The following is a 12,683-nucleotide window of genomic DNA, read 5'->3' as shown; positions in this document are numbered from 1 at the left end:
CCGGGAGTTTCCCTGCCCGATGAAGCTTCGCATGGACGGATCCGGCAAAGCCTCGGTGCATGTTGACCGGTAGCCGCGCGATGGGCGGCATTCCGGCATTTCAATTTCGATCAACGGTACGGTGCGTCCAGCGCGATGTTGCGCGCGATTTCGCGCTCCCAACGGTCGCCGTTCTCCAGAAGCCGCGCCTTGTCAAAGTAGAGTTCTTCGCGGGTTTCCGTTGCAAATTCGAAATTCGGACCTTCGACGATCGCATCGACCGGGCATGCCTCCTGGCAGAAGCCGCAGTAGATGCACTTCACCATGTCGATGTCGTAACGAACCGTGCGGCGCGTGCCATCGTTGCGGCGGGGACCAGCTTCGATGGTGATTGCCTGGGCAGGACAGATCGCCTCGCAGAGCTTGCAGGCGATGCAGCGCTCTTCGCCGTTGGGATAGCGACGCAGTGCGTGTTCGCCGCGGAAGCGCGGGCTGACCGGCCCCTTTTCGAACGGGTAGTTGATTGTTGCTTTCTGCTTAAAAATGTACCTGAAGGTCAGCCAGAACGCACTGACGAATTCCTTCAGGAACAGCGAGCTGACAGCGTTGGACAAGCCTGCCATCTTCAACCTCCAATATTGCTTGAAACGAGGGCCGGCATGATCATGCCCAACCCGTCAGCTTCAGCACGAATGCAACGATAACGACCATGGCGAGCGACAAGGGAAGGAAGACCTTCCAACCCAGCCGCATCAGTTGGTCGTAGCGATAGCGCGGGACAAATGCCTTGACCATCGCGATCATGAAGAACACCAGGCACGACTTCAGCGTGAACCAGATGACGCCCGGTACCCAGTTCAGGAACCATACGTCGACCGGCGGCAGCCACCCCCCGAGGAACAGGATCGTCGTCAGCGAGCACATCAAAACGATGGCCGCATATTCGCCGAGCATGAACATCATGTAGAGCGAGGAGCCGTATTCGACCATGAAGCCGGCGACGAGTTCCGATTCTGCTTCCGGAAGGTCGAAGGGCGGGCGGTTTGTTTCGGCCAGCGCCGAAATGAAGAAGATGATGAACATCGGGAACAGCGCCAGCCAATGCCAGTCGAGGAACGACGATGGCAGACCGAGGCGCGTGCCGAGGCCGGCCTGCTGGGCATGGACGATATCCGTCAGGTTCAACGAACCGACGCAGAGCAGGACTGTGACGATGACGAAGCCGATAGAGACTTCGTAGGACACCATCTGCGCGGCCGAGCGGAGAGCGCCGAGGAACGGATACTTCGAGTTCGAAGCCCAGCCACCCATGATGATGCCATACACTTCAAGCGAGGAGATCGCGAAGATGTAGAGGATGCCGACATTGATGTTGGCGATGACCCATCCATCAGCCAGAGGCACGACCGCCCAGGTCGACAGCGCCAGAAGCACGGTCACGAGCGGCGCCAGCAGGAAGACCGCCTTGTTGGCGCCGGCCGGAATGACCGGCTCCTTGAAGACGAACTTCAAAAGATCGGCGAAGGACTGGAAAAGTCCCCACGGACCCACCACATTCGGACCCCGGCGGAGCTGAACTGCTGCCCAGATCTTGCGGTCGGCCAACAGGATGTAGGCGATGAAGACGAGCAAGCAGACGAGGAGAAGAAGCGACTGACCGACCATGAGGAGGCCAGGCAAGACATAAGTTGAAACAAACGATTCCATAGTCCCCTGCCCTTACTCTGCCGCGACTTTGAAGTTGTTGCGGGCCAATGCCGAGCACTCGGCCATCACTGCCGAAGCGCGCGCGATCGGGTTCGTCAAATAGAAGTCTTTGACCGGCGAAGCAAACCCGGATTTGTTCATCTTGCCGGCTTTTTTCGCAACTGCGGCAATTTTGGCGCTGTCGCTTTCGGCGATCTCGTCAAGCGCTGCGAAATGCGGGAAGGCCGCATAGAGCTTTGCACGCAATTCGCCAAGCGAATCAAACGGAAGCTTCTTGCCGAGCACGTCGGAAAGCGCGCGCAGGATCGCCCAGTCTTCACGGGCGTCACCCGGTGCGAAGCCGGCGCGATTGCCCATCTGAACGCGACCCTCGGTGTTGACCCAGGTGCCGGACTTTTCCGTGTAGGCAGCCGCCGGCAGGATGACATCGGCATTGTGGGCACCGCTGTCACCGTGCGATCCGATGTAGACCGTCAGCTTTGCCTTCTTGGCGGCGAAATCAAGTTCGTCGGCGCCGAGCAGGAAGAGAACGTCCATTGATGCCAGCATCTCTGCAGCGTTGACGCCCTTTGCGCCCGGTACGAAGCCGAGGTCGAGACCACCGACCCGCGATGCCGCCGTGTGCAGAACAGCAAAGCCGTTCCAGCCTTCGACGACTGCGCCGACCGTGCCGGCAAGCTTTGCAGCAGTTGCGAGAACACCAGCACCATCGCTGCGCGACAGAGCGCCCTGGCCGATGATGATCAGCGGCTTCTTGGCATCCGTCAGAACCTTCGCGAAGGCGTGGTTGCCGTCGACGAGATCCTTCAGTGTGTCCGGGCCAGCGCCGAGATATTCATGGCCGTAGCGCAGTTCGCCAGCTTCGCCGATCACGCCGATCGGGAAGTTGCCGCGACGCCAGCGCTTGCGGATGCGGGCGTTGAGCACGGCGGCTTCGAAGCGCGGGTTGGCGCCGATGATCAGCAGTGCGTCCGCCTGCTCGATGCCTTCGATCGTCGGGTTGAAGAGGTAGCTTGCGCGGCCGAGCGACGGATCAAGTGCCGTCCCATCCTGGCGACAGTCGAGGTTCTCGGAACCGAGCGACTTCACGAGCTCCGACAGTGCGTACATTTCTTCGACGGATGCGAGGTCGCCGGCGATTGCGCCGACCTTGTCGCCGCTGGTCGCGGCAACGGCAGCCTTGATCGCGCCGAAAGCTTCGCCCCAGGTCGCTGCCTGCAGGCGGCCGTCCTTGCGGACGTATGGGCGGTCGAGGCGCTGCGTCTTCAGGCCGTCCCAGATGAAGCGGCTCTTGTCGGAAATCCACTCTTCATTGATCTGGTCGTTGACCCGCGGCATCACGCGCATGACTTCGCGGCCGCGCGTGTCAACACGGATTGCGGAACCGAGTGCGTCCATGACGTCGATCGTTTCGGTCTTGTTCAATTCCCACGGACGTGCCGTGAAGGCGAACGGCTTCGAGGTCAGAGCGCCAACCGGGCAAAGGTCGACGACATTGCCCTGCAGCTCGGAGGTCATCGCCTGCTCGAGGTAGGTCGTGATTTCGGCATCCTCGCCGCGGCCGATCAGGCCGAGTTCGGAAATGCCGGCCACTTCGGTCGTGAAGCGAACGCAACGCGTGCAGTGAATGCAGCGGTTCATGACGGTCTTGACGAGCGGTCCGATGTACTTGTCTTCGACGGCGCGCTTATCTTCCTGATAGCGCGAGCTATCGATGCCAAAGGCCATCGCCTGGTCCTGCAGGTCGCATTCGCCGCCCTGGTCGCAGATCGGGCAATCCAGCGGATGGTTGATCAGCAGGAACTCCATCACGCCTTCACGGGCCTTCTTGACCATCGGCGTGTTGGTGAAGACCTCCGGCAGCTCGCCGTTCGGGCCGCCGCGGATATCGCGCACGCCCATGGCGCAGGATGCCTGCGGCTTCGGCGGCCCACCCTTTACCTCAACGAGGCACATGCGGCAGTTGCCGGCAACCGAAAGGCGCTCATGGAAGCAGAAGCGCGGAACTTCAGCACCGGCTTCCTCACACGCCTGAATGAGGGTGTAATGATCCGGGACTTCGATCTCGTTACCGTCAATCTTCAGTTTTGCCATCGTCACTCAGTCCTGTTTTCCGTTTGCCGGATGGCGGCAAACAAACCCACTTTGCAACAGTTTCGCTGCCAGGCCGGATTCTTATCCCGTTGGCATCGGTGTCGCTCAAATTCTCTGCCGATCCCGAGACCCGGGATCAGCCTTCGGCCTCCGCAGTTTTGGGCGCCTGCCCGTCACTCTTCGGCCTTGACCCTGCTCCGGCCGTTTCGGCCGAAAATTTACTTCCGCTTTCGCCCCTTGGCGACCAGCGCCTTGGCCTGCGCAACCCAGCCATCGCGGGCGATCCGCCCGTCGAAGCCGAGTTCGGCGTCGATGTGCGCCGCGTCCTCGTCCGACCAGCCGGCGACCATAGCGAAGGAGCGAATGCCCTTGGCATTCAGCACCTGCTCGATCTTCGGACCGACGCCGGAGATCTGTTTCAGATCGTCCGCCTTTCGAGCGCGTGAAGCAGGCCTGGCAACCACTTCAGGCGTTGCATTCGGTTGCTTGGCCGGAACAACCGAAAGCTTGACTTTGTCTGCAACCTTCCTGGCAGGCGCCGGGCGAACCGTCTCCGGCCGGACCTCGACTTGCGGCTTGCCCTCATCGGGCGGCGTTTCGTCGAGAACGGAGGCGAGCTTGCTCGTTGCATCGAGCGCGCCCTGCAGCGCTCCGAAGAATGCGCCGGCCATCTGCGTCGAAAAGCCGAAACCGATCGCGGTAGCCGCAGCCATTGCCGCAGCCGGATTGACCATCACGGACGGCACCGGCAGCGCACGGGCGTTTTCCAGCATCTCGGCAGCCAGACGGCCGAAGTCGGCCGAGAAATCAGCCATCCCTTCCTTGTCAGTGCTATCGGACGCCTTCGTCATCAGCCTTACTCTGCAGCCTCGAGAACCGCCCCGTGATCCAGTGCGCTTGCCGTATACTGGTCGATACGCGCTTCGATCTCGTGACGGAAGTTACGGATCAGACCCTGCACCGGCCATGCGGCAGCATCACCGAGCGCACAGATAGTGTGACCTTCGATTTGCTTGGTGACCTGGAACAGCATGTCGATTTCGCGCTTCTGGGCATTGCCTTTGGCCATGCGCTCCATCACGCGCCACATCCAGCCGGTACCTTCGCGGCACGGCGTGCACTGGCCGCAGCTCTCATGCTTGAAGAAGGCCGAGATGCGGGCGATGGCCTTGATGACATCGGTGGACTTGTCCATGACGATCGCAGCGGCCGTACCGAACGAAGAACCGACAGCGCGCAGGCCATCGAAGTCCATCGGGCAGTCAATGATGTCCTTGGCCGGAACGATCGGGCACGATGCGCCGCCCGGAATCACTGCAAGCAGGTTGTCCCAACCACCGCGGATGCCGCCTGCGTGACGATCGACGAGCTCACGGAAAGTGATGCCCATTTCCTCTTCGACGGTGCACGGCTTGTTGACGTGGCCCGACAGCATGAACAGCTTGGTGCCGACATTGTTCGGACGACCGATCGACGAGAACCAGCCAGCGCCGCGGCGCAGAATGGTCGGAGCAACTGCGATCGATTCGACGTTGTTGACCGTCGTCGGGCAGCCATAGAGACCCATGTTGGCCGGGAACGGCGGCTTCAGGCGCGGCTGGCCCTTCTTGCCTTCCAGACTTTCGAGCAGCGCGGTTTCTTCGCCGCAGATATAGGCGCCGGCGCCGTGATGGACGAAGATGTCCATGTCCCAGCCGAGCTTGTTGTTCTTGCCGAGCAGGCCGTAATCATAGCATTCATCGATCGCCGCCTGCAGGGCTTCACGCTCACGGATATATTCGCCGCGGACGTAGATATAGGCCGCGTTTGCACCCATGGCGAAGCTGGCGATCACGCAGCCCTCGATCAGCGTATGCGGATCATGGCGCATGATGTCGCGGTCCTTGCAGGTGCCCGGCTCCGATTCGTCGGCATTGACGACGAGATAATGCGGGCGTCCGTCGCTTTCCTTCGGCATAAAGGACCACTTGAGACCGGTCGGAAAGCCCGCGCCGCCGCGGCCGCGAAGGCCCGATGCCTTCATCTCGTTGATGATCCAGTCGCGACCCTTTTCGAGGATCTGCTTGGTGCCGTCCCAGTGGCCGCGGCTCATCGCGCCCTTCAGAGACTTGTCCTTGAGGCCGTAGATATTGGTAAAGATGCGGTCTTTATCTTGTAACATGCTTCACCCCTTACCGCGGCTTCTTACCGAAGACTTTAATGTATTCGGCTTCGCCGCCCTTGGCGAGCGCCTTGGCCTGCTTGACCCAGTCGTCGCGCTCGATGCGGCCCTTGAAATTCAGGTAGCCATCAACCCATTCGCGTTCGGCCTTCTTCCAGCTCGTGACCTGCGCGAAGGTGAAGATGCCGAGTTCGTGGAGCGTGCCTTCGATCTTCGGACCGACGCCGGAGATCAGCTTCAGATCATCCGGAGCGGCCGGTTTTTCGATACCGGCCGGACGGTTTTTGTCGGTAAGCGAGGGCTTTGCCGTGGCAACCCGAGCCGCTGCCGCCTGTTCTTCGACAGCCTTCACGTTCTTCGCGGCCGCCTTCGGCGCCGTTGCCGGCGTCTTCAATGCAGCGTTGGTTTCAGCATCGGTGCTCTTCGGGCGCGCAACTTCAGACGGCGGAACCGGAGCAGCATCGACCTTTGCCGTCGCAGCTTCGGCAACGGCCTTCTTTGCGGGCGCCTTCTTTGCCTTCGAATCGTCTTCCGTCAGCGTCGTCGGGCCGCCTTCCGGCGACGAAAAGTGACGGTCGATCTGCGGGCCGGGCGTGATGCTCGCGCCATTGCCGGCCTCGAAGGTATCAATGATTTCTTCGAGACGTTCCGGCGTCAGGTCCTCGTACGTATCCTTGCCGATCATGACCATAGGCGCGTTGACGCAGGCCCCAAGACATTCGACTTCTTCCCAGGAGAGCGTGCCGTCAACGTTACGCTCAAAGGGGTGATGGTGGATCTTGCTCTTGCACACCGCCATCAGGCTTTCCGAGCCGCGCAGCATGCAGGGCGTTGTGCCGCATACCTGGATGTGGGCGCGCGTGCCGACCGGGTTCAGCTGGAACTGCGTGTAGAAGGTCGCAACTTCGAGAACGCGGATATAGGCCATGTCGAGCATGTCGGCGATCTTTTCGATCGCGGGGCGCGTGACCCAACCATCCTGCTCCTGCGCCCGCATCAACAACGGGATGACCGCGGATTGCTGACGGCCAGCGGGATATTTCTTGATCGTCTTTTCCGCCCAGACCGCGTTCTCGTCATTGAAGGCGAACGCGGCAGGCTGGAATTGATCTTCGGCTAATCGACGAACGGACATTCTTCCTCACGCCTTGTCAGTTTATGGTCCCACACTGCGATGCCGTCAGAGACTTCATCTCGCATGCGTAGGCCGACTGGTCTTTTTGCAAAAACACAACGAACTTGCCGCCGTTCGGAACGGCAGCCTTGATTTCATAGCCCTTGGACAACAGCTCGCCCATAGAGGCCTTTGCTGCCGGCGGCTGCACCTCGCCCTGGCCCAGCTTCGGGCCCATTCCACCGACTTCCTGGGCGATGGCCCCGGAGGCAGCAAAGAGAACAACAGCAGCAAGCGGCAGCAGCTTCATCAGCGGTCTACCTCACCGAACACGATGTCGAGCGAACCGAGCACGGCCGTCACGTCAGCGAGCATGTGGCCCTTGCACAGGAAGTCCATCGCCTGCAGGTGGGCGTAGCCCGGTGCACGGATCTTGCAGCGGTACGGCTTGTTGCTGCCATCGGCCACGACGTAGACGCCGAATTCGCCCTTCGGCGCTTCGACGGCCGCATACACTTCGCCGGCCGGCACGTGATAGCCTTCCGTGTAGAGCTTGAAGTGGTGAATGAGCGCTTCCATCGAACGCTTCATCTCGCCGCGCTTCGGCGGAACGACCTTGCCGTCAATCGATGAGACCGGACCCGTCTTTGCGCTGCCCATCAGGCGCTCGACGCACTGCTTCATGATGCGAACCGACTGGCGCATCTCGATCATTCGGATCAGGTAGCGATCGTAGCAGTCGCCGTTCTTTCCGATCGGAATGTCGAATTCCATATCGTTGTAACACTCGTAGGGCTGCGAGCGGCGCAGATCCCAGGCAGCGCCCGAACCGCGCACCATGACGCCCGAGAAGCCCCACGACCATGCGTCTGCCAGCGATACGACGCCGATATCGACGTTACGCTGCTTGAAGATACGGTTGTCGGTCAGCAGGCATTCGATATCGTCGAGGATCTTTAAGAACGGATCGCACCATTTACCGATATCCTCGACCAGCTCCGGCGGGAGGTCCTGGTGAACACCACCCGGACGGAAATAGGCCGAGTGCATACGGGCGCCGCAGGCGCGCTCATAAAACACCATCAGCTTTTCGCGCTCTTCGAAGCCCCAGACCGGCGGCGTCATCGCACCGACGTCCATGGCCTGCGTCGTCACGTTCATGATGTGCGACAAGATTCGACCAATTTCCGAGTAGAGAACACGAATGAGCTGACCGCGAATCGGAATTTCGAGCTTCAGAATCTTTTCGACGGCGAGCGCGAAAGCGTGTTCCTGGTTCATCGGCGCGACGTAGTCGAGACGATCGAAATAGGGAACGGCCTGCAGATAGGTCTTCGTCTCGATCAGCTTTTCGGTGCCGCGATGCAGAAGGCCGATATGCGGATCGACGCGCTCGATGATTTCACCATCGAGTTCAAGCACGAGACGCAGAACACCGTGCGCGGACGGGTGTTCTGGTCCGAAATTGATCGTAAAATTGCGAACGTTATGTTCAGTCATAGCGACGCGCTCCGCGCTGGCAATTGGCATTGGACGAAAAGCAGAGAGGCTTCAAGAAATCCGAGCCTCATCTTCACTTCGCCGCCTTCTCGTCTCCCGGCAGCACGTAGTCCGTGCCTTCCCAAGGGGACATGAAGTCGAAATTGCGGAATTCCTGCTTCAGTTCGACGGGTTCGTAGACAACGCGCTTGGCAGCATCGTCATAACGCACTTCGACGTAACCGGTCGTCGGGAAGTCCTTGCGCAGGGGGTGGCCCTCGAAACCGTAATCAGTGAGAAGACGGCGCAGGTCCGCATGACCGGAGAACGGAATGCCGTACATGTCCCAGGCTTCTCGCTCGAACCATTCGGCACCCCTATAAACGACGGTTGCCGACGGCACCGGTTCGCCGTCAGCCACGGCAACCTTGACGCGGATGCGCAGGTTTTGCTTCGGCGACAGCAGGTGATAGACGACATCGAAACGCTTTTCGCGCTGCGGCCAGTCTACACCGCAGATATCGATCATGCTGATGAAGCCGCAGCGTGCGTCGTCGCGCAGGAACGTCAAAAGCGCCAGAATCGTTTCCGGCGTCGCAGCTACGTTCAGCTCATCGTAGCTGATGGATGCATCGAGAAACAGATCGCCGCGCATCTCGCGGAGATAGGAAGACAATTCGCTCAAGGCTTCAGTCATGACAGTCCTCCGCCCTTAGCGCTCGATCGTTCCGGTTCGACGGATCTTCTTCTGCAAAAGCAGCACCCCGTAGAGCAGCGCTTCTGCCGTGGGGGGACAGCCCGGCACGTAGATATCGACAGGAACGACACGGTCGCAACCACGGACGACCGAATAGGAATAGTGATAGTAACCGCCGCCATTGGCGCAGGATCCCATCGAGATGACGTAGCGCGGCTCAGGCATCTGGTCGTAGACCTTGCGGAGCGCAGGCGCCATCTTGTTGGTCAGCGTGCCGGCAACGATCATAACGTCCGACTGGCGCGGCGAAGCGCGCGGAGCAACACCGAAGCGCTCCATGTCGTAACGCGGACCGGAAACCTGCATCAAGCCTTCGACGGCACAGCATGCCAGACCGAACTGCATCCACATCAGCGAGCCCGTACGGGCCCAGGTGATCAGATCGCGGGTCGAGGTAACGAGAAAGCCCTTGTCGGCCAGTTCATCGTTGATTTCGCCGAAGAAGGCGCTGTCGCTGCCGATCGGCTTGCCCGTTGCCGGGTCGATGATGCCTTTCGGGTGTGGCGCGACGAGCGCCTTATCGCTTTGGGCTACTCCCATTCCAGGGCTCCCTTTTTCCATTCATAGATAAAGCCGATGGTCAGCACAGCGAGGAAGACCATCATGGACCAGAAGCCGAACCAGCCGATCGCGCCGAACGAAACGGCCCACGGAAAGAGGAAAGCGACTTCGAGGTCGAAGATGATGAAGAGGATTGATACCAAGTAGAAACGGATATCGAACTTCATGCGAGCGTCATCGAATGCGTTGAAGCCGCACTCGAAGGCCGAAAGCTTTTCGGAATCAGGCGCCTTGAAGGCAACGGCAAACGGCGCGATCAGAAGCGCCAGGCCGATTACAAGGGCGATACCAATGAAAATAGCGATCGGAATATAGGAACTGAGCAGTCCAGTCATCAGGTTCATCCCTGCTTGCGGGCTGCGCCAGGAAGGCGCAAGTGGGCAATTGCCCGGCAAGCGAACGTGCGTTGCAACACAGCCGTGGTTAGCGCAGCCAGCGCCACGGCGCAAGACTTTTAGAGCACCAATTCGACTGTCGAGGCGCGACATTATCAAGCAGATGCAATGATGTCGCGACAAATCCACACAAGTTGATTCAGACTGCATGCCAGCCCACCGGATATTGCATGGCTCGCAGCGAACGACGAACTCCAAGCCAAAGGAAAGACTGGAACCGGTGACCAAGCAGGCACGCAACAAAGAGAGAAAAAAGTCCATATCCGGGACGGAATGGCGCGAGTGACGGGGCTCGAACCCGCGACCTCCGGCGTGACAGGCCGGCACTCTAACCGACTGAGCTACACCCGCGCATGGTGGACTAAAGGACCGGATCAAGCACCAGGTGGTACCTTTCTTGAAATGGCGCGAGTGACGGGGCTCGAACCCGCGACCTCCGGCGTGACAGGCCGGCACTCTAACCGACTGAGCTACACCCGCATTCATTTCAAGCATCCGGAAGCTTTCGCGTCCGTGTCAAAGCAGCCTCGCCGCTTCGATGAGCGGCTAACTAAGGGGTTCGCATTTCAGTGTCAAGCAGCTTTAGAGACAAAACGATGACAGTCCGCGAATTGTTTTCGGGGCCTCAAATTCCATGGGCAGAATCGGTGTATTATTAAGTGAGTGTCTGCCGAGCTGCGGGCAGGCAACCAACTCCCCAGCCCTCGCCTGCCCAGCCTGCGGTTTTCCACAGTTCAGAAATCGCCAAGACAAAGGCAAGGCAAGCAGCTCCACTCAAAAAAATCAAAAAATCTTCGCAAACACTCTTGCGGTTTGTCCGCGATCCGCATAGATCACGGCCACCGACGCGGCGGACCGAACCGGACCGTTCTCGCGAGGGCGATTAGCTCAGTTGGTAGAGCGCCTCGTTTACACCGAGGATGTCGGGAGTTCGAGTCTCTCATCGCCCACCATTCTTTCCGCTCGTATCCGCAATTTTATTTGCTCCTGGCAACAGGTCTTTCGCCGCCCGCGCCAGCAGCCGCCTGTCTATCGGCCAGAAGCGAAGACCACCGGGTCTCAAGCGGCTAAAAGCCAAACGGGCGCCAGCGGGTCCACATCATTCTATGCCAATTTCGGCATTTACTCCGTTTTAATTGAGCGCGCTCAATATTGTTCTTATAAGTTGTCTGCCGTCCGAGCATGACGTTCTGCGGTTTCTCTCATACATATCTCTTATGCTTTTCGGCACGGCCCAAGGTCGCTGCAGGAAGTCCCCAGCATACCTTGCCTAAAAAGTGACTGCCATGCTGGCCGGTGGTCCGGCCCCTTCCCGCAGTTCATCGATGGTAAACGCAGAGTCACGTTGGAGAGCATCTGGTGCAGCCCAATACGCACACGAATATGGCCTTTCGCGTTGCAACGGTCTTGCAACAATTGGGTATCGAGGGGCTGCCGCGCAACTATGAGCTCGTGTTCGAGGCCATGACCGGCAATAGTCCGGATCTCGCCCGCGCACTCAGGTCGCTCGGCCCGGTCAAGACGCAGGATGCTCTGGATGCGATCTGCCGACGTTACCTGCCCCATCACTTCGAAGGCAGCCTACTCGAGGCGCGTTCCGGCCAGGTGCAGCAGGAGCTGCAGAGCATTCTCTCCCTGCTCGACGAAGAGAAGTCCGCTCTTACGCGTTACGGAAGTGTCATCAGCCAAGCTGCCCGGCTCTTCGAAGCCAAGGATGTGACAGACAAGGCCGCTCTCACGCGATCGTTGCAATCGGTGAGCTCGGCCACACACGCTCGCGAGGCACAAAGCTCAATGCTCGCCTCCAAGGTGGTGGAGAAATCGCAGAAACTGGAGGAGGTGCAGCGAGAGACCGCCGCGGCGAACGCTGCCAGATTTGTGGATACGCTGACGGGGCTGGCGAACCGCCGGGGGTTCAACAAGGAACTAGCCAAGATCTACGAGAAATCAGGGCTGCCTGATTTTTGTGGAATCGCCTTTGCGGACATCGACGGCTATGAGACTATTGCCGCCGTGCCGAACCTCCTCGAACCCATCCTCAAGAAAATCGGCGAGCTGATCCAGGGGATCTCCAGCAAAGAAGACCTGGCCTGCCGCTTCGATCGCGGTCGCTTCGGTTTCGTTTTCCGAACCGCAGACGAGACGGAAATCATGCGGCTCATCGACAGGCTCCGCGATCGAATGAAGGGACTTCCGGTGGTGCATCCAGTATCCGGAAAACGGGCCGCGGCGCTTTCATTCTCGGTCGGGATATGTATGTCGAAGGAGGCCCTGACTGCTGATGCCCTGATCGCATTCGCCGAGCAGGCGCTCGGTATGGCAAAGGCATCGGGCGGAGACAACGTCTCCATACATGGCGTGACGAATGTCTCGCACGTGCCGAAGGACTGGCTCATCTATCGATAGAATCAGACGTCGGCGATCTGCGTTGCGCCT

Annotated in this window: 12 protein-coding genes and 3 tRNA genes; 2 read left to right on the top strand and 13 right to left on the bottom strand. The window is 59.7% G+C overall.

Annotated elements, in window-relative coordinates; genetic code table 11:
• Positions 1-110: 110 nt before the first annotated feature.
• From nuoI to ACSQ9D_RS05570, 13 genes are all read right to left on the bottom strand, one after another.
• Entirely contained in the window at positions 111-602 is a 492-nt protein-coding gene (nuoI, locus tag ACSQ9D_RS05630) for an NADH-quinone oxidoreductase subunit NuoI (protein ID WP_007789671.1), read from the bottom strand.
• 40 nt (positions 603-642) lie between these two features.
• Positions 643-1,686, bottom strand: coding sequence for an NADH-quinone oxidoreductase subunit NuoH (gene nuoH / locus ACSQ9D_RS05625; protein WP_024314717.1), 1,044 nt, complete (start codon positions 1,684-1,686; stop codon positions 643-645).
• Positions 1,687-1,698: 12 nt separating this feature from the next.
• Positions 1,699-3,780, bottom strand: coding sequence for an NADH-quinone oxidoreductase subunit NuoG (gene nuoG, locus ACSQ9D_RS05620; RefSeq protein WP_436281453.1), 2,082 nt, complete (start codon positions 3,778-3,780; stop codon positions 1,699-1,701).
• Between the two features lie 218 nt (positions 3,781-3,998).
• Positions 3,999-4,634 carry a 5' DNA nuclease gene (locus ACSQ9D_RS05615; protein ID WP_436283768.1) on the bottom strand — a complete coding sequence of 212 codons (636 nt, stop codon included), beginning with the start codon at positions 4,632-4,634 and terminating at the stop codon, positions 3,999-4,001.
• A gap of 2 nt (positions 4,635-4,636) precedes the next feature.
• Positions 4,637-5,941: an NADH-quinone oxidoreductase subunit NuoF gene (nuoF, locus tag ACSQ9D_RS05610; RefSeq protein WP_018857053.1), complete on the bottom strand. Its 1,305-nt coding sequence runs from the start codon at positions 5,939-5,941 to the stop codon at positions 4,637-4,639.
• 10 nt (positions 5,942-5,951) lie between these two features.
• Complete coding sequence (locus ACSQ9D_RS05605; protein WP_436281452.1) at positions 5,952-7,076, bottom strand: NADH-quinone oxidoreductase subunit E; 1,125 nt, start codon at positions 7,074-7,076, stop codon at positions 5,952-5,954.
• 16 nt (positions 7,077-7,092) lie between these two features.
• Entirely contained in the window at positions 7,093-7,365 is a 273-nt protein-coding gene (locus ACSQ9D_RS05600; RefSeq protein ID WP_436281451.1) for a hypothetical protein, read from the bottom strand.
• The gene (locus ACSQ9D_RS05595; protein ID WP_436281450.1) at positions 7,365-8,555 is read right to left on the bottom strand and encodes an NADH-quinone oxidoreductase subunit D; all 1,191 of its coding nucleotides are present in this window, start codon (positions 8,553-8,555) and stop codon (positions 7,365-7,367) included. The genes ACSQ9D_RS05600 and ACSQ9D_RS05595 overlap by 1 nt, the downstream gene beginning before the upstream one ends.
• Positions 8,556-8,628: 73 nt before the next feature.
• A complete protein-coding gene (locus ACSQ9D_RS05590) occupies positions 8,629-9,231 on the bottom strand; it encodes an NADH-quinone oxidoreductase subunit C (protein WP_436281449.1) in 603 nt (200 codons plus the stop codon).
• A gap of 15 nt (positions 9,232-9,246) precedes the next feature.
• Positions 9,247-9,831 carry a NuoB/complex I 20 kDa subunit family protein gene (locus ACSQ9D_RS05585; protein WP_037117439.1) on the bottom strand — a complete coding sequence of 195 codons (585 nt, stop codon included), beginning with the start codon at positions 9,829-9,831 and terminating at the stop codon, positions 9,247-9,249.
• Positions 9,822-10,187, bottom strand: a complete 366-nt coding sequence (locus ACSQ9D_RS05580) for an NADH-quinone oxidoreductase subunit A (RefSeq protein ID WP_007789653.1) — start codon at positions 10,185-10,187, stop codon at positions 9,822-9,824. Before ACSQ9D_RS05580 ends, ACSQ9D_RS05585 begins: the two co-directional genes overlap by 10 nt.
• 334 nt (positions 10,188-10,521) lie before the next feature.
• A tRNA-Asp gene (locus ACSQ9D_RS05575) sits at positions 10,522-10,598 on the bottom strand.
• 52 nt (positions 10,599-10,650) lie between these two features.
• A tRNA-Asp gene (locus tag ACSQ9D_RS05570) sits at positions 10,651-10,727 on the bottom strand.
• A gap of 397 nt (positions 10,728-11,124) precedes the next feature.
• Here ACSQ9D_RS05570 and ACSQ9D_RS05565 point away from each other — a divergent pair.
• Both ACSQ9D_RS05565 and ACSQ9D_RS05560 read left to right on the top strand, forming a co-directional pair.
• Positions 11,125-11,200, top strand: a tRNA-Val gene (locus ACSQ9D_RS05565).
• Between the two features lie 406 nt (positions 11,201-11,606).
• The gene (locus tag ACSQ9D_RS05560; protein ID WP_436281448.1) at positions 11,607-12,653 is read left to right on the top strand and encodes a GGDEF domain-containing protein; all 1,047 of its coding nucleotides are present in this window, start codon (positions 11,607-11,609) and stop codon (positions 12,651-12,653) included.
• The last annotated feature ends 30 nt before the right edge of the window (positions 12,654-12,683 follow it).

It is taken from the genome of Rhizobium sp. LjRoot258, assembly GCF_964254185.1.
Lineage (GTDB): Bacteria > Pseudomonadota > Alphaproteobacteria > Rhizobiales > Rhizobiaceae > Rhizobium.
This window is presented reverse-complemented; position numbering and strand designations above follow the sequence as displayed.

Bases quoted from the DNA above. Each gene is read 5' to 3' on its own strand.
- nuoG (WP_436281453.1), bottom strand. From the start codon at position 3,780: ATGGCAAAACTGAAGATTGACGGTAACGAGATCGAAGTCCCGGATCAT.
- nuoH (WP_024314717.1), bottom strand. From the start codon at position 1,686: ATGGAATCGTTTGTTTCAACTTATGTCTTGCCTGGCCTCCTCATGGTC.
- ACSQ9D_RS05595 (WP_436281450.1), bottom strand. From the start codon at position 8,555: ATGACTGAACATAACGTTCGCAATTTTACGATCAATTTCGGACCAGAA.
- ACSQ9D_RS05605 (WP_436281452.1), bottom strand. From the start codon at position 7,076: ATGTCCGTTCGTCGATTAGCCGAAGATCAATTCCAGCCTGCCGCGTTC.
- ACSQ9D_RS05585 (WP_037117439.1), bottom strand. From the start codon at position 9,831: ATGGGAGTAGCCCAAAGCGATAAGGCGCTCGTCGCGCCACACCCGAAA.
- ACSQ9D_RS05600 (WP_436281451.1), bottom strand. From the start codon at position 7,365: ATGAAGCTGCTGCCGCTTGCTGCTGTTGTTCTCTTTGCTGCCTCCGGG.
- nuoF (WP_018857053.1), bottom strand. From the start codon at position 5,941: ATGTTACAAGATAAAGACCGCATCTTTACCAATATCTACGGCCTCAAG.
- ACSQ9D_RS05590 (WP_436281449.1), bottom strand. From the start codon at position 9,231: ATGACTGAAGCCTTGAGCGAATTGTCTTCCTATCTCCGCGAGATGCGC.
- ACSQ9D_RS05580 (WP_007789653.1), bottom strand. From the start codon at position 10,187: ATGACTGGACTGCTCAGTTCCTATATTCCGATCGCTATTTTCATTGGT.
- nuoI (WP_007789671.1), bottom strand. From the start codon at position 602: ATGGCAGGCTTGTCCAACGCTGTCAGCTCGCTGTTCCTGAAGGAATTC.